Below are 14,899 nucleotides of genomic sequence, written 5' to 3'. Positions count from 1 at the left end.
TGAACGCCTTACACCTGTTCCGGGATCGCGCCACGCTCAGACATAAAACGATGCAGGCGACGCAGACCTTCTTCGATATCCGCGGTTGCACAGGCGTAGGAAAACCGCAACGTTCCATGGCCGCGCCGCGGGTCAAAATCCAGCCCCGGAGTCACGGCGACCCCGGCTTTGTCCAGAATCTCGGCCGCGAAGGCACGGCTGTCATCGGTCAGATCAGACACATCCGCATAAACATAAAAGGCCCCGTCCGGCGGTGCGATATTGGTGAAACCGGCCTTTGGCAGCCCTTCCAGCATCAGCGCGCGGTTGCGTCGGTACACGTCCAGATTGGCCTGCAATTCATCCTCGCACTCCATCGCTGCAAGTGCGGCGACCTGACTGGCATGCGGGGCGCAGATGAACATGTTCTGAGCGATCCGTTCGACGACGCGCACCTGATCCTCGGGCACCACCATCCATCCGACACGCCAGCCGGTCATCGAGAAATACTTTGAGAACGAGTTGATCACATAGCACTCATTCGTCAGTTCCAGCGCGGTGACAGCTTTCGCCTCGTATTCCAGACCGTGGTAGATTTCATCACTGATGAACGAGGCCCCCTGCGTCTGAGCCGCGTCAATCAACGCTCCCATCGCTGCGTGATCAAGCATTGTTCCTGTGGGGTTTGCAGGTGAAGCCACCATCAGACCCTGCAAGTCCAGCCCGGCAAAGTCATCTGGCACTGGCTGTAACCGGTTTTCCGGCGCAGTGGGCAGATCGACCGGGACCAGGCCCAGCGCCCTGAGAATTTGTCGATAAGACGGATATCCCGGCGCACCAATCCCGACACGATCTCCGCTGTCGAACAGCGCCGTGAAGGTCAGCAGGAAACCGCCGGATGAGCCCGGCGTGATCACCACCCTCTCGGGGTTCAGATCGACATTGTACCATTCGCCATAAAGTCGCGCGATACGCTGTCGCAACGCAGGCAGTCCCAGAGCGACCGTGTAACCCAGCGGGCCTTGATCCATTGCCTTCGCAAGCGCCTCGGTCGCCCCTTTGGGCGCGCCGGTGCCGGGCTGGCCAACCTCCATGTGAATGATGTGGCGACCGGCCTCTTCGGCGCGGCGCGCGGCCTCCATCACATCCATCACGATAAAGGGATCGACCTCGGACCGGGTTGAGTTTCGCATGCCCATCTCCCACATTGCGTTCATGGCTTTTGAGCGTGTATCCAGGCTGGCGTCAATCCCGGCCCTGTTGCTGATTGCAGCGACATGGATCACAAGTGCTGCGCAAAGCGCGGCCCAAAGCCTGATCCGGGATGCCGATATCGAACACGGTCTGCGCGAACTGGCGTTTCCGGTCCTGCGCGCCGCGGGTCTGAACACCAATCAGGTGCGCATCATTGTGGTCAATGACAGTACGTTCAACGCCTTCGTCGTGGACTATAACGCCATCTATGTGAACTATGGTCTGATCCTCGCGGTCGACAGCCCCGAAATGCTGCAGGCCGTGATCGCGCACGAGGCCGCGCACATCGCCAACGGTCACCTCGCACGGCGGGTCGAAAACCTGCGGGCAGCGGAACGCAACGCCCGGCTGGGCACTGCGCTTGCACTGATCACCGCCGCAGCCGGAGGCGGCCAGGCGGCAGCCGGGATCGCTGCCGGTACCACATCATCCGCCCTGCGCAGCTTTCTGGGTCATACGCGCGCCGAAGAGGCGTCGGCCGATCGCAGCGCCGCCAGCTATTTGCGATGGGCAGGCATTTCGCCCAGCGGCATGGTCAAGCTGCACCGGAAATTTGCCGGTCAGGAGTTTCTGAGCGAGACCAATCAAGACCCCTACATGCGCTCACACCCCACCAGCCGCGAACGTCTGCGCGCCGCCGAGGCGTTCATGGACGAGTTCGGAGATCAGGCACAACCCAACCAGAATGCCGACTATTGGTTTTCGCGGGTGAAGGGCAAGCTCTCGGCCTTCCTGCGCTCGCCGACCTGGACGATGCGGCGTGCGAAAGAAGAAACGGCTCAGGACATTCGTTTGATGCGCGAAGCCTCCGCCCATCACCAGAACCGCGATCTGGCCAAGGCGCGCGCCGCCATTGACGGCGCATTGGCGCTGCGACCGGATGATGCGTTTTACTATGAGCTCAAAGGGCAGATACTGCTGGAAAACCGGCAGATAAAAGAAGCCGTTGCAGCTTATGGTCAGGCGGTCGAAATGGCACCCAACGATCCGCTGGTCCTGGCGGGCTATGGTCGGGCCCTGCTGATTGATGGCCAGACCAAAGATGCACTGGATATGCTTGAGCAAGCACGCGCCCGCGATCATCGCAATGCGCGGCTGATGCGGGATCTGGGTGTCGCGTATTCACAAGTTGGTAATAATGGCATGGCGTCTGCCGTGACCGCTGAACGTTATGCCTTGCAAGGCAAGATGGCTGATGCAGGTATCCATGCAAAACGCGCAGTTGCGCGGCTTCCCGTCGGCTCTCCGGGTTGGCAAAGGGCACAGGATGTGTTGATTGCTTCCGAAAGAGCGACAAAAAAGAAAAGGAAACGGAAATGATCCTCAGACATGCTGCACCCGCCCTTCTGGGGCTTTCCCTGATCGCAGGTCCCACACAGGCACTGGACCTGAACGCGATGACCGACGCAGAACGGGCCGAGTTTGGCGCGCAGGTGCGCGAATACCTGCTGGAAAACCCCGAGGTCATCATTGAGGCGGTCAACATCCTCGAAGAGCGCAACGCCGCCGCCGAGGCCGCCGCTGACAAAGAACTGGTGGCTGCCAATGCAGACGATCTGTTCAACGACGGCTATAGCTGGGTGGGCGGTAACCCCGATGGCGACATCACTCTGGTCGAGTTCATGGACTATCGCTGCGGCTATTGCCGCCGTGCGGTTCCCGAAGTCGCTAACCTGCTGGCCGAAGATGGCAACATCCGGTTGGTCATCAAGGAACTTCCGATTCTGGGCGACGCCTCGGTGATCTCTTCGCGCTTTGCCATTGCTACAAAGCAAGTGGCCGGGGATGATGCCTATAAACAGGTCCATGACGCGCTGCTGGAATTCAGCGGCGAACCGTCCGAGGTGACCCTGCGCCGTATCTCGGATGGGCTGGGACTGGACAGCGACGCGATCCTGACGGCCATGAACAGTGACGACGTGACCGCCGAGATCGCGCAAACTCGCGAGTTAGCGCAGCGGATGCGTATCTCGGGCACGCCTTCGTTTGTTCTGGGCACCGAGATGTTGCGCGGTTATCTGACCGCCGACCAGATGTTGCAGATTGCAGACGGTGTGCGCGCCGAACAGGGGTAATTCCGGCGAGGAGCGGAAACCGCCGTCCCCCGCCCAAAATTTAACTTTGAAACGCACCCTCAGTATGGAAAGGGTGCGTTACATTTCAGCCAAACAACCCATCTGTTCGTCCCATCCGAACGGAATTGCACAGCGGGCACAGATTCTCCTCGGATCCCGGCGGGAATGACATCGCGCCCCTGCCTGCGGCTTTCCGCCAGAACTGCATTGATGTCCTGCGGATTGGTGATGCGCCGGACACGTGTATTGGCGGTGATCGGACCGGATCGGCAATAGGTTGCACGGGCGACCTGTTGTGCGACACTCATTGCGGCTTTGGGGTCGCTTCCGTCCCAAAGCGATTCTGCGACCCGAGCCGCCAGAATCGGATCAGCCAGGACCTGCGGTTTATCTTTGGGCGGTTTTCCCTGACCCCCAACCGTTAAGGTGACGATAAGACTATCGACAGCGTCGCCAGTACGACCCGGTGCCAAACCGGCGGACAGGTATCGCAGCTTCGTCTGGGCGACGTTGTCTGGCACCGGAACAACCACCTGTCTTGGATAGCGGTCTAACTCGCCCGAGCCACTGCTGCACGCCGCCAACACGACGCACATAAGCACCGCGATACTGCAAGTTAATTTCATTAAGTAATGCCCTTAAGTATTTTTATTATATAGGCTTTCTTCATTCAGACTTGGGCAACAATATGGCATCGAATCTCGGGGTTCGAAAAAATCTTCAAACGTGAAATACGGTCTTAGAAGCTTCCCAGTGTTCAGGCAGCGTGACAGTTTTTCCTGGATTATTCGGCAGCTTCAGCTGCCGCATCCAATTCGGCGGCCTTTTTCTCGACCTGCTCCACGATATGATCGATCATTTGATCATTCGACATCTTGTGGCTGGCCTTGCCTGCCAGATACACCATACCAGACCCGGCCCCGCCGCCAGTAAAGCCGACATCGGTCATCAGCGCCTCGCCCGGGCCGTTCACGACACAGCCGATGATCGACAAGCTCATGGGGGTCTTGATGTGCTCCAGCCGATGCTCAAGTGCTTCGACCGTTTTGATCACGTCAAACCCCTGCCGCGCACAGGAGGGGCATGAGATGATGTTTACACCGCGGTGTCGCAGGCCCAGGGATTTCAGGATTTCAAATCCGACCTTCACCTCTTCTACCGGATCGGCGGACAGGCTGACGCGGATCGTGTCGCCGATGCCCATCCACAGCAGGTTACCCAGACCGATGGCGGATTTGATGGTGCCGCTGACCAGCCCCCCGGCCTCGGTAATACCCAGATGGATCGGCGCGTCGGTCGCCTCGGCAATGCCCTGATAAGCGGCGGCCGACAGAAATACATCGCTGGCTTTCACACTTATCTTGAAGTTGTGAAAGTCGTTATCCTCAAGAATACGGATATGCTCCAACCCGCTTTCGACCATCGCCTCGGGGCAAGGTTCGCCATATTTCTCAAGCAGATGCTTTTCCAGCGACCCCGCGTTAACCCCGATACGGATCGAGCAATCGTGGTCGCGCGCGGCGGCGATCACTTCTTTCACCCGTTTTTCGTCACCGATGTTTCCCGGGTTGATACGCAAGCAGGCGGCACCAGCCTCGGCAGCCTCGATCCCGCGTCGGTAATGAAAGTGGATATCCGCGACGATCGGCACAGGACTTTCCCGCACGATCTCTTTCAACGCTTTCGAGGAGGCCTCATCCGGAACCGACACCCGCACGATATCCGCGCCTGCCTCGGCTGCCGCCTGCACCTGCGCAACCGTTGCTGCCACATCAGTGGTCAGCGTGTTGGTCATGGTCTGCACGGCTATCGGCGCGTCGCCTCCAACGGGCACGTTTCCGACCATGATCTGGCGGGATTTACGGCGATAGATATCGCGCCATGGGCGCACGTGGTTCAGAGACATGGGAACGGGCTCGCATCTGCCTTGGTTGCGCCTTTAGATAGTCCGGCAGATGCTGTGCCGCAATGGCCCGATTACTCGGTGGGCTCTTCTGTCGCCCGGGTCTGCAATTCCGCAACCAGTTGCTTGAGCGCGCTGTTCTGATCGGCTTCAAGATCGGCAACCGAGAAGTTTTCAGCCACGGCATCTTTCGACAACACAACACCCTTGGCCACAGTGCCCGGCGCGCCGACAGGGCCGAAATGTTCGCCGTTCATCGAGAAATAAACCGATCCCGAAGCGCCGGCACGCAATTGCGGTGGCTCCTCGGTCAACGGCACCTCGAACGTGTTGCCCTGTTCGACGGTGCCCAGCGTGCCTTCGAAAATTACGCTGCCATCCACGGCAGTGACACGCATCCAAGCTGGGGCAACCGCCACAATCTTCAAGGTTGTATCAATCTTTTCGACAACCTGCGGCAGATCAGGACGCACCACCGTGTGAACCTCAGCCACTTCGATCTTGGGCGGTTCCGGCGGCCGGAATGTGCCCACGGTGCGCGGATCGAGAGTCGAGATCGGCGCATCACGCGCGACCAGAACCGGAACGTCCAACGCTTGCGGACGATACAGACGGTCCAGCGCCTCAACACTTGGGTTTTCTGCGCTGGCCACTTCGTCACTCTGCGGCTGAACACGGGCGGCATCCAGGGGGTCAAGGTCGGTCAGCACCACAGGCGCCTGTTCAACCGGGCTGACCTGGACTTGCTGAATACGGTTCAGAACCGACCAGCCGCCATAACCAATGCCACCAATCACCGCCAGCAGAACCAGAGTCGATCCAATAGCCCTCGGCTCAATCTGGCTGACTACGGATTCGCGACCGGGAATATAAGGTGTGTTCGGAGAAATGAATGGATCGCGTCCCATAGGCCCGCGAGACGGCAACCCACCCGAGACTTTCTTGACCACCGAAGCCTCGGCCGACATGCCATGCGCAACCTCAAACCCGCTTTCCTCGCAGAAAGTGGCAAAGGTTTCGTCGGGATTCATACCCAGATAGCGGGCATAAGACCGGACATATCCGGCAATAAAGCCAGGGGTATCGAAAGCGTCGGGATCGGCGTTTTCTATGGCGGCGATGTAGTTGGCCTTGATCCGCAGTTCACGCTGCACGTCCAGAAGTGACTTGCCCATTGTCGCGCGTTCGCCGCGCATGACATCGCCAAGACTAACTTCGTAGTCGTCAAACCCTTTCGGTCTGACGTCCGTGTCTATTTCGGAATCGCGCTGTGATCTGCGCCCAATCATCCTGCTGCCCCATTCTGCCTGCCGCGTGTTTCACGCTAACGGAGAATCGTTCCCATTACGATTCGTCCGTCACTTTTGTTACCTAAGCTTAACACGCGGCAAACGCGTTGCACACTTTAGCGTGAGGTTATCCAGCAAGTTCGGCGCGATTTAGCGCACAATGTGACCAAAGTTCGTCCATCGCCTGAACCAGGCGGTTCATTTCGTCAGGCCCATGAACCGGAGAAGGCGTAAACCGAAGGCGCTCGGTTCCGCGCGGAACAGTGGGGAAGTTGATCGGCTGAACGTAGATTCCGTAGTCATCCAGCAGCATGTCGCTCAATTTCTTGGTGTGGACGGGGTTGCCCACAATCACAGGAACAATGTGGCTGCCATGATCGATCAGCGGCAATCCCATCCCCTTCAGGCGCAGCTTGAGGATACTGGCTTGCGTTTGATGCTGCTCGCGCAGTTCCGGCGCGGTCTTGAGATACGCAACCGAAGCCGCTGCACCCGCGGCAACCGCAGGCGGCAGTGAAGTTGTAAAGATAAAGCCCGGCGCATAAGAGCGTACCGCGTCGCACATCTTGGCGCTGGCCGCGATATAGCCGCCCATCACACCATAGGCCTTGGCCAGCGTTCCGTTGATGATATCGATGCGATGCGCCAGATTATCACGCTCGGTCACGCCTCCGCCACGCGGGCCATACATGCCAACCGCATGCACTTCGTCGATATAGGTCAGCGCACCGAATTCATCGGCCAGATCACAAATCTCTTCGATCGGACCAAAATCCCCATCCATGGAATAGACCGATTCGAATGCGATCAGCTTGGGTGCGGCAGGATCATCCGCTTCAAGCAATTCGCGCAGATGGGCCACATCGTTGTGGCGGAATATCCGCTTGGCCCCGCCATTGCGGCGCACGCCTTCGATCATCGATGCATGGTTCAGTGCGTCCGAGTAGATGATCAGGCCGGGAAACAGCTTGGGCAATGTGCTGAGGGTCGCGTCGTTGGCAATATAGGCGCTGGTGAACAGCAGCGCGGCTTCCTTGCCGTGCAAATCCGCCAGCTCGGCCTCCAGCCGCTTGTGATAAACGGTGGTGCCCGAGATGTTGCGTGTCCCGCCCGACCCGGCCCCTGCCGCCTCAACCGCTTCGTGCATGGCGTTCAGCACAACCGGGTTTTGACCCATCCCCAAATAGTCATTGCCGCACCAGACGGTGATATTCTGCTGCGACCCGTCCGGACAGGTGCGAACTGCGTGCGGGAAATGCCCTTTGCGACGTTCAATATCGATAAAGGTCCGGTAACGTCCTTCGTCATGCAGCTTGGCAATCGCTGAATCGAGCTGAGCAGTATAGTCCACCGGACCCTCCTTGAATGCCCGGCCTCTGTTCGCGGCAGCCGGGCGACTTTATGTGTCACGGTCTACAGGCGGTCCTGTGTCGGCGACTTTGCGTTCCTTATGGGCCAATCACCTACAACCCCAAAGGAAACGCATCATTGATTTGCATCAAATATAGGTTTGGACCGGCACCGACAAGTAAACTTACGTCTATCAGACGCGAGGAAACGACGCAGGTCACGGCAATTTCGAATACGAAGATATCCTTTGGCATCCGTGCTTTCCATTGAATCAGACTGGACGCCCGGGGCAGCCCTGTTAGGGTCAGCGCCAAACCCCACATTTTCAGGAGACCCTCATGTCGCTCGAAGCCGTCTTGAACAGGATCGACACTGACCTGACACCCTCAATCGACCGGTTGATGGAATTTCTGCGCATCCCGTCGATCTCAACCGATCCCGCGTTCAAGGATCACGTTGATTCAGCCGCCGACTGGCTGGTGGCCGATCTTCAGAGCATCGGCGTTGCCGCTGAAAAACGCGTGACACCCGGCCACCCCATGGTTGTTGGTCATGTTGGAGAAGGTGATGGGCCGCGTGTCCTGTTCTATGGCCATTACGATGTGCAACCGGTGGACCCGCTGGATTTGTGGAACCGCGATCCGTTCGACCCAGCGCTGGAAGATACCGATCATGGGCAAGTGATCCGGGGACGCGGCGCATCGGATGACAAAGGTCAATTGATGACATTTGTTGAGGCCTGCCGCGCATGGAAAGCAGTGCATGGCACCCTGCCCTGCCGCATCACCTTTTTCTTTGAAGGGGAAGAGGAGTCCGGCTCGCCCTCCCTTGTCCCGTTCCTTGAAGCCAACAAGCAGGAATTGCAGGCCGATCTTGCGCTGGTCTGCGACACATCCATGGTTTCGCGCGGCGTACCATCGATTGCGTCGCAACTCCGCGGCATGCTCAAGGACGAGTTCACCATCATCGGCCCCCGCATTGATCTGCATTCCGGACACTATGGCGGGCCGGGCCTGAACCCACTGCGGGAATTGTCACGCCTGGTTGCCTCATTCTATGACGAGGACACCGGTCGCGTCGCGGTCGAGGGCTTCTACGAAGGGGTTCAGCAAGTCCCGGCGGATCAATTGCGTCAATGGGAAACCTGCGGGTTTGATGAGACCGAATATCTCACATCTGTCGGCTATACCCAGCCACATGGAGAAAAAGGCTACTCGACACTCGAACAGCAATGGGCCCGGCCGACACTTGAGGTCAATGGGCTGTGGGGCGGCTATAACGGCGCCGGTTCAAAAACGGTGATCCCGTCCGAGGCGCATTGCAAAATCACCTGCCGATTGGTCGGCGATATGGACCCGGATGCACTTCGAAACAAAATTCGCAAACACGTCGAAGATCGTCTGTCCCCTGACGCCAAAGTGGTCTGGGACAATGATCTGGAAGGTTCTCCGGCCTCGGTCATGAACCTCGATCGCCCGGAATTCGAGGCTGCGCGCAATGCGCTGTCCGATGAATGGCAGCGCGAGGCGGTCTTTACAGGGATGGGCGGCTCGATCCCGGTAGTTGGTTATTTCGACACTGTTCTCGGGTTGGATTCGATGCTGGTGGGTTACGCAAACGACGATGACGCCATTCACTCACCAAACGAAAAATATGATGTCAAGAGCTTCCACAAAGGCATTCGGTCCTGGGCCCGAATTCTGGATGCTCTGAGCAGTCAAGCATCTTAAGCGAGGCTCTGCCTCGCGCTCCGGGATATTTTTTGGCCAGATGAAGTAAGGATCCCCTGCTTCATCTGGCTATAAGTATCCCGGGGGAGTCGCGGCTTGCCGCGGCGGGGGCAGAGCCCCCTGTGATTTACATGTGAATCACGCGCCCATAGGCGTCCAGGACACTTTCGTGCATCATCTCTGACAGAGTCGGGTGCGGGAAGACCGTGTTCATCAGGTCTTCTTCGGTGGTCTCCAACTGGCGACCCACCACATAGCCCTGGATCATCTCTGTGACTTCCGCACCGATCATATGCGCACCCAGCAATTCGCCGGTTTTTGCGTCAAAGACGGTTTTGATCAGGCCTTCAGGTTCGCCCAACGCAATCGCCTTGCCATTGCCGATAAAAGGAAAACGGCCGACCTTGATATCATAACCAAGCTCTTTCGCTTTGGCTTCGGAATAACCGACCGAGGCGACCTGTGGATGGCAATAGGTGCAGCCCGCGATGCTTTCGGGTTTGACCGGATGCGCGTGTTTGCCTGCGATCAACTCGGCCACCATGACACCTTCATGGCTCGCCTTGTGCGCAAGCCAAGGCGCGCCGGCGATGTCGCCGATGGCATATAGGCCTTCGACCCCGGTGCGGCAGAACTCGTCCGTGACCACATGAGTGCGATCGATCTTCACACCCAACGCCTCAAGCCCGAGGTTTTCGACATTGCCGACAATACCCACAGCCGAGATCACGGTGTCAAAGTCGTGTTTCTCGACCTTGCCTTTGACCTCGATATGCGCGGTAACCTTGCCCTTGGCGCGGTCCAGTTGCTTGACCATCGCCTTCTCCATGATGGTCATGCCCTGCTTGGTGAACGCTTTCTTGGCGAAGGCGCTGATTTCCGCGTCTTCCACGGGCAAAACCCGATCCATTACTTCGACGACGGTCGTATCCGCTCCGAGCGTGTTGTAGAAGCTGGCAAATTCGATGCCGATGGCGCCCGAGCCGATGACCAGCAGCTTTTTGGGCATCCGCGGTGGCTGCAGCGCATGCTTGTATGTCCAGACCAGATCACCATCTGCCTCGAGACCCGGCAATTCGCGCGCCCGCGCACCCGTGGCCAGAACGATGTTCTTTGCCGTCAGTTCTTCGGTGCCTTTGTCGGTTTTGACGCTGACCTTGCCCTTGGCCGGGATCGTCGCCTCACCCATCACCACGGTGACTTTGTTCTTTTTCAGCAGGTGTCCGATACCGCCAGAAAGCTGTGCCGCAACCCCGCGCGAGCGTTTGACGACCGCGTCCAGATCATAACCAACCTTGTCCGCCTTCAGACCGAAATCCTTGGCGCGCTCCATCAGGTGAAACACCTCGGACGAGCGCAGCATCGCTTTGGTCGGGATACAACCCCAGTTCAGACAGATGCCGCCAAGATGTTCGCGTTCGACCACGGCCGTTTTCAGGCCCAGTTGTGCGGCCCGAATTGCGGCCACATACCCGCCGGGGCCTGCCCCGATTACGATCAGATCAAAGGATTGTGCAGCCATGTTTACCTCTCGGCCCAGGTCGGTTGAAAAACTAGTTTACCGTTAAACTATTTTTTTTACCGCATCAACATTCGCACCCGCGACATATGTGACGCAGGGTCATTTTTTCCTTCATGTGCAGATTTCAGCCTATACCCGGTGGGTGTCAAAGGCTAGAACCGGATTGCACCGAAGTTCCGAGCGCAGAGATTTCGCAATTTCTATAAGGGGATACCATGGCCAAAACCATCAAAGACCTTCTTCTCGCCTTGCTGAATGCCACGTTGATCCTGTTGGCGATTTGCTTGTTTTTGGGATGGAAGCTGGCCCAGACCGTCGAGAATGTTCAAAACGGTTTTGCTGACAATCTTCAGGTCGTGGCACCCCTGCAAGAGCAAGCGCAAGGCATTCGCCAGGAACTTGCGGGGCTGTCTGCAAACCTGTCTGCCCTTCGGGATCAAGACACCGCACTAGATGTCTCAAGCAGAGCAGCGCTTAACTCCACGCTGCAAAAACTGGACAATGTGACCGAAAAACTGTCGGACACGCAGCAAAGAATGGCAGGCCTGGCCGAACGCCCCGAGGATTTGATAAACCACGCAATCACGACCTCGGCCGAGGTCGCGACGAACAAGCTGATCGAGTTGCGTGGCTGTCAGCCCGCCTCTTAGCGCGCGGCTTGCAAGGCCCTAACCGTTGCACCATATCCGCCATTGCTGACATAGACCGCTTCGTGCTCGGTTGTGGGGCGCTCTAACGCTTCGTTGCGATACGGGAAACGACCGAAGGTTCTGATCACCTCACGATGCGCACGTGCGTGCAGCAGGTTACCGGCGCCATGTTCGGGCATTCTTTCCAGCATCAGACGCACACAGCGTTCCTGATCACACAGGTTTTCCGAATGCATCATCGGCAGATAGAAAAACTGGCGGGCCGGTTCGTCGATCTTGAGGTCCCACCCCTTGTCGACTGCCGCTTTCGCCGCCGCCAGCGCAGCGCGATCTGATGCAAAGGCCTTTCCACTGCCGCGGAACATATTGCGCGGCAACTGATCCATCAAAATGATGTAGGCCAGCGCGCCGCTTGGATAGGTCAACCACAGCGAAAACTTGCCTTCGCATGCGGCCTGCCATGTTGAGAAAAACTTTTCCCGGATTTTGGCGTCCAGCGCCTCATCCTGCAGATACCACCCATCTGGGCCGATCTCATCCAACCAAAAACTCAATACTTCTTCAGGACCAACCATGCCCTTGACTCCGTAATTGTCCTCCCCAGGACGTAACGTCATTTAAATCCGTTTAACAGATTTGCGACAGTAACATATTGCAACATCACCGTCACAAATCCGGCGTTCAGGCGGTTTCCTGCGTATCCGCCTCATCCTGCGCCGCCTCGATCGCAACTTCCTGCGCGACCTCCAGCGCAACCGGCGAGGAAGTTGGATAGATCGGAGCGATGGTTCCGGTTTCATCCACCGGCACGTAAGCCCGCTGTGTCATGCGGTAGAGCGCATAAAGCGCCATTGCGAACATCAATGCCGCAATGAACAGGAAAAAACCCTGTGCCCCGACAACGCCTGCCCCCATCAACCAGCCCGTGGTAATGGGTCCGGCAATCGCCCCCAGGCCGTTGATAAAGATCAACCCGCCTGAGGCCGCCGACATGTCGTCATATTCGAGGTAATCATTGGTATAGGCGATCAGCAGCGAATAAAGCGGGCTGGTCATACCGCCGATGATAAAGGCCGCGACCAGCAGGATCGAGAAGGTCAGCCCGAACACCATGCCGATCAGCGCCCCGACACCCCCGACTGCAGACACCGTCAGGATCAGGATGCGGCGGTCCATTCGGTCCGAAATCCACCCGATCGGGTATTGCAGGACGACCGCGCCCACATAAAACGCCGCAACAAAGGTCGAGATTTCCACCAGCGTCAAACCCGCCTCGGCACCATAGACGGCGCTCATGCCGAATTGCGCTGAAAAGATGCCGCCCAGCAGGAACATCCCGACACAGCCCAGCGGCGAGGTCTCCATCAGTTTGCGCAGCGTCATCGGCTTGGTGGTGTCGAAGGCCGGAGTCGGAGAGATCGACAGAAGAATCGGGGCAAACGAAATCGAAACGAGGACGGAGGCAATGACAAAAGATTCGTAGCCCGCCGGGTCGCCCAGCAGCAGCAGCGCCTGAGCGCTGACCACGCCCGTCATCTGCACGATCATGTACAAAGACAGCGCCTGCCCCCGGTTTTCGTTACTGGCCGCATTGTTCAGCCAGCTTTCGGCGGTGACATACACGCCCGAAAAACAGAATCCGATCACCACGCGCCCCAGAAACCATGCAATCGGATCAGTCAGCATTGGATACATGATCATCACAGCCGATATGAACGAGGCCAGCGCCGCAAAGACACGCACATGCCCGACCCGGCGGATCATTTCGGGGGCCAGCCGCGAGCCTCCGAGGAAGCCCAGAAAGTAGGCCGACATGACGAATGACATCTGCAGGGTCGAAAACCCCTCAATCTCGCCGCGAACGCCGAGCAATGTGCCCTGCATCCCGTTGCCGACCATCAGCAACCCCATACCGAGCAAGAGCGCCCATGCGCTGGAAAGAACCTGAAGCATATCGTGTGTCCAAACGTGTCGATGTGTGGTTGTCGTGGTGCGATCAAAGACCGTGCTGATCAGATTTGTCTACGAGTTTGTCCTAACACTCTGTCAAAAAAACACGGTTAAGGGATCAAAAGCGACGCATCCCCGTATGAGAAAAAGCGATAGTGGTTGAAGATTGCATGATCGTAAATTGCCCGGACCCGGTCCTGCCCCATCAGCGCGGAAACCAGCATCAAAAGCGTGGATTTTGGCAGGTGAAAATTGGTCATCAGCGCATCGGTCACGTGGAACCGAAAGCCGGGATAGATAAAGATATCGGTTTCGCCTTCCCAGGGCTGGATAGCGCCCTCGCGCGATGCGCTTTCGATCAACCGCAATGCTGTCGTGCCCACCGGGATCACGCGTCCGCCTGCGTCTTTGGTTGCTTGGATCTCGGCCGCGGCTTGGGGGCTGACCTGTCCCCATTCTGCATGCATTTTGTGGGTCGTTACGTCTTCGACCTTGACCGGCAGGAAGGTCCCCGCACCGACGTGCAGTGTGACATGCGTAAAGGTGATACCGTGCACTTCAAGTTCCAGCAACAATGCCTCGTCAAAATGCAGCGACGCAGTGGGGGCGGCCACGGCCCCTGACCGGCGCGCCCAGACGGTTTGATAATCGGTTTTGTCCTGTTCATCTGCCGCCCGTTTGGCGGCGATATACGGCGGCAACGGCATCGCGCCTGCTTGTTCCAGCGCGCGGTCAAAGTCATCGCCGGTCAGGTTGAACCGCAGATAGGCCTGCCCGCCCTCGACCCGGTCCAGTTGGGCGGTCAGATCGTCAGAGAACACAATCTCTTCCCCCGGCCTCACTTTTTTCAAAGGCTTGATCAGGGCCGCCCAGCTTCCATCCGCTTGCGGATCCAGCAATGTGGCTTCGATGGCGGCGGACACCGGGCCCTGAGCGCTATTGCGATGCCGTCGCCCGCTGAGCCTTGCCGGGATAACCCGCGTGTCGTTCAACACCAGACGGTCACCGGGCCGTAGGATGTCTGGCAGGTCGAACACATGGCGGTCCCCGATGCGCTCGCCCTGTGCCACCAGCAACCGCGCCGCGCTGCGGGGGCTGGCGGGTCGGGTGGCAATCAAGTCCTCAGGCAGGTGGAAATCGAAATCACTCAGCTTCATGCGCGCGCCTTACAAGGCCCGAACAGATTCGGCCACCGCT

13 protein-coding genes are annotated in these 14,899 nt (G+C 58.2%); 4 read left to right on the top strand and 9 right to left on the bottom strand.

The annotated features are described in order from the left end of the window. Positions 1–8: 8 nt before the first annotated feature. Positions 9–1,172: a pyridoxal phosphate-dependent aminotransferase gene (locus ACR0K4_RS01545; RefSeq protein ID WP_480852558.1), complete on the bottom strand. Its 1,164-nt coding sequence runs from the start codon at positions 1,170–1,172 to the stop codon at positions 9–11. Between ACR0K4_RS01545 and ACR0K4_RS01540 the strand changes: the two genes are divergently transcribed. Both ACR0K4_RS01540 and ACR0K4_RS01535 read left to right on the top strand, forming a co-directional pair. Further along, positions 1,171–2,553 (top strand): M48 family metalloprotease, encoded by a 1,383-nt coding sequence (locus ACR0K4_RS01540; protein ID WP_480852557.1) that lies wholly within the window; start codon positions 1,171–1,173, stop codon positions 2,551–2,553. The two genes, ACR0K4_RS01545 and ACR0K4_RS01540, sit on opposite strands and share 2 nt — an antisense overlap. Further along, the gene (locus ACR0K4_RS01535) at positions 2,550–3,308 is read left to right on the top strand and encodes a DsbA family protein (protein ID WP_480852556.1); all 759 of its coding nucleotides are present in this window, start codon (positions 2,550–2,552) and stop codon (positions 3,306–3,308) included. The genes ACR0K4_RS01540 and ACR0K4_RS01535 overlap by 4 nt, the downstream gene beginning before the upstream one ends. Before the next feature lie 59 nt (positions 3,309–3,367). Here ACR0K4_RS01535 and ACR0K4_RS01530 read toward each other — a convergent pair whose 3' ends face one another. From ACR0K4_RS01530 to hemA, 4 genes are all read right to left on the bottom strand, one after another. Further along, complete coding sequence (locus ACR0K4_RS01530; protein ID WP_480852555.1) at positions 3,368–3,934, bottom strand: hypothetical protein; 567 nt, start codon at positions 3,932–3,934, stop codon at positions 3,368–3,370. A 158-nt stretch (positions 3,935–4,092) separates the two neighbouring features. Next, positions 4,093–5,214 (bottom strand): flavodoxin-dependent (E)-4-hydroxy-3-methylbut-2-enyl-diphosphate synthase, encoded by a 1,122-nt coding sequence (gene ispG, locus ACR0K4_RS01525; RefSeq protein ID WP_480852554.1) that lies wholly within the window; start codon positions 5,212–5,214, stop codon positions 4,093–4,095. A gap of 71 nt (positions 5,215–5,285) precedes the next feature. Further along, positions 5,286–6,500 (bottom strand): helix-turn-helix domain-containing protein, encoded by a 1,215-nt coding sequence (locus ACR0K4_RS01520; RefSeq protein WP_480515382.1) that lies wholly within the window; start codon positions 6,498–6,500, stop codon positions 5,286–5,288. Positions 6,501–6,627: 127 nt separating this feature from the next. Then, on the bottom strand, positions 6,628–7,851 hold the full coding sequence (gene hemA, locus ACR0K4_RS01515; protein WP_480852553.1) for a 5-aminolevulinate synthase: 1,224 nt from the start codon (positions 7,849–7,851) through the stop codon (positions 6,628–6,630). Positions 7,852–8,188: 337 nt separating this feature from the next. On the opposite strand from hemA, the gene ACR0K4_RS01510 reads away from it, so the two are divergent. Further along, on the top strand, positions 8,189–9,580 hold the full coding sequence (locus ACR0K4_RS01510; RefSeq protein ID WP_480515386.1) for a M20/M25/M40 family metallo-hydrolase: 1,392 nt from the start codon (positions 8,189–8,191) through the stop codon (positions 9,578–9,580). Positions 9,581–9,707: 127 nt separating this feature from the next. Here ACR0K4_RS01510 and lpdA read toward each other — a convergent pair whose 3' ends face one another. Then, positions 9,708–11,102, bottom strand: coding sequence for a dihydrolipoyl dehydrogenase (gene lpdA / locus ACR0K4_RS01505; RefSeq protein ID WP_480852552.1), 1,395 nt, complete (start codon positions 11,100–11,102; stop codon positions 9,708–9,710). 215 nt (positions 11,103–11,317) lie between these two features. On the opposite strand from lpdA, the gene ACR0K4_RS01500 reads away from it, so the two are divergent. Further along, positions 11,318–11,752: a hypothetical protein gene (locus ACR0K4_RS01500; protein ID WP_480852551.1), complete on the top strand. Its 435-nt coding sequence runs from the start codon at positions 11,318–11,320 to the stop codon at positions 11,750–11,752. On the opposite strand, the gene ACR0K4_RS01495 is transcribed toward ACR0K4_RS01500, so the two are convergent. The 3 genes from ACR0K4_RS01495 to queA form a co-directional block, all read right to left on the bottom strand. Beyond that, positions 11,749–12,327, bottom strand: a complete 579-nt coding sequence (locus ACR0K4_RS01495; protein ID WP_480852550.1) for a DUF924 family protein — start codon at positions 12,325–12,327, stop codon at positions 11,749–11,751. The genes ACR0K4_RS01500 and ACR0K4_RS01495 overlap by 4 nt on opposite strands. 106 nt (positions 12,328–12,433) lie before the next feature. Continuing rightward, positions 12,434–13,705 (bottom strand): MFS transporter, encoded by a 1,272-nt coding sequence (locus ACR0K4_RS01490; RefSeq protein ID WP_480852549.1) that lies wholly within the window; start codon positions 13,703–13,705, stop codon positions 12,434–12,436. 107 nt (positions 13,706–13,812) lie between these two features. Next, the gene (gene queA, locus ACR0K4_RS01485) at positions 13,813–14,859 is read right to left on the bottom strand and encodes a tRNA preQ1(34) S-adenosylmethionine ribosyltransferase-isomerase QueA (RefSeq protein WP_480852548.1); all 1,047 of its coding nucleotides are present in this window, start codon (positions 14,857–14,859) and stop codon (positions 13,813–13,815) included. Between the last annotated feature and the right edge of the window lie 40 nt (positions 14,860–14,899).

It is taken from the genome of Ruegeria sp. K11, assembly GCF_056531905.1.
The sequence above is the reverse complement of the archived record's forward strand: the minus strand, read 5'-3'. Positions and strand labels throughout refer to the sequence as shown.

Excerpts from the sequence above, each read along its gene's own strand:
- ACR0K4_RS01540 (WP_480852557.1), top strand. The coding sequence starts at position 1,171 with ATGCCCATCTCCCACATTGCGTTCATGGCTTTTGAGCGTGTATCCAGG.
- ACR0K4_RS01545 (WP_480852558.1), bottom strand. The coding sequence starts at position 1,172 with ATGCGAAACTCAACCCGGTCCGAGGTCGATCCCTTTATCGTGATGGAT.
- ACR0K4_RS01535 (WP_480852556.1), top strand. The coding sequence starts at position 2,550 with ATGATCCTCAGACATGCTGCACCCGCCCTTCTGGGGCTTTCCCTGATC.
- ACR0K4_RS01530 (WP_480852555.1), bottom strand. The coding sequence starts at position 3,934 with ATGAAATTAACTTGCAGTATCGCGGTGCTTATGTGCGTCGTGTTGGCG.
- ispG (WP_480852554.1), bottom strand. The coding sequence starts at position 5,214 with ATGTCTCTGAACCACGTGCGCCCATGGCGCGATATCTATCGCCGTAAA.
- ACR0K4_RS01520 (WP_480515382.1), bottom strand. The coding sequence starts at position 6,500 with ATGATTGGGCGCAGATCACAGCGCGATTCCGAAATAGACACGGACGTC.
- ACR0K4_RS01510 (WP_480515386.1), top strand. The coding sequence starts at position 8,189 with ATGTCGCTCGAAGCCGTCTTGAACAGGATCGACACTGACCTGACACCC.
- lpdA (WP_480852552.1), bottom strand. The coding sequence starts at position 11,102 with ATGGCTGCACAATCCTTTGATCTGATCGTAATCGGGGCAGGCCCCGGC.
- ACR0K4_RS01500 (WP_480852551.1), top strand. The coding sequence starts at position 11,318 with ATGGCCAAAACCATCAAAGACCTTCTTCTCGCCTTGCTGAATGCCACG.
- ACR0K4_RS01495 (WP_480852550.1), bottom strand. The coding sequence starts at position 12,327 with ATGGTTGGTCCTGAAGAAGTATTGAGTTTTTGGTTGGATGAGATCGGC.
- ACR0K4_RS01490 (WP_480852549.1), bottom strand. The coding sequence starts at position 13,705 with ATGCTTCAGGTTCTTTCCAGCGCATGGGCGCTCTTGCTCGGTATGGGG.
- queA (WP_480852548.1), bottom strand. The coding sequence starts at position 14,859 with ATGAAGCTGAGTGATTTCGATTTCCACCTGCCTGAGGACTTGATTGCC.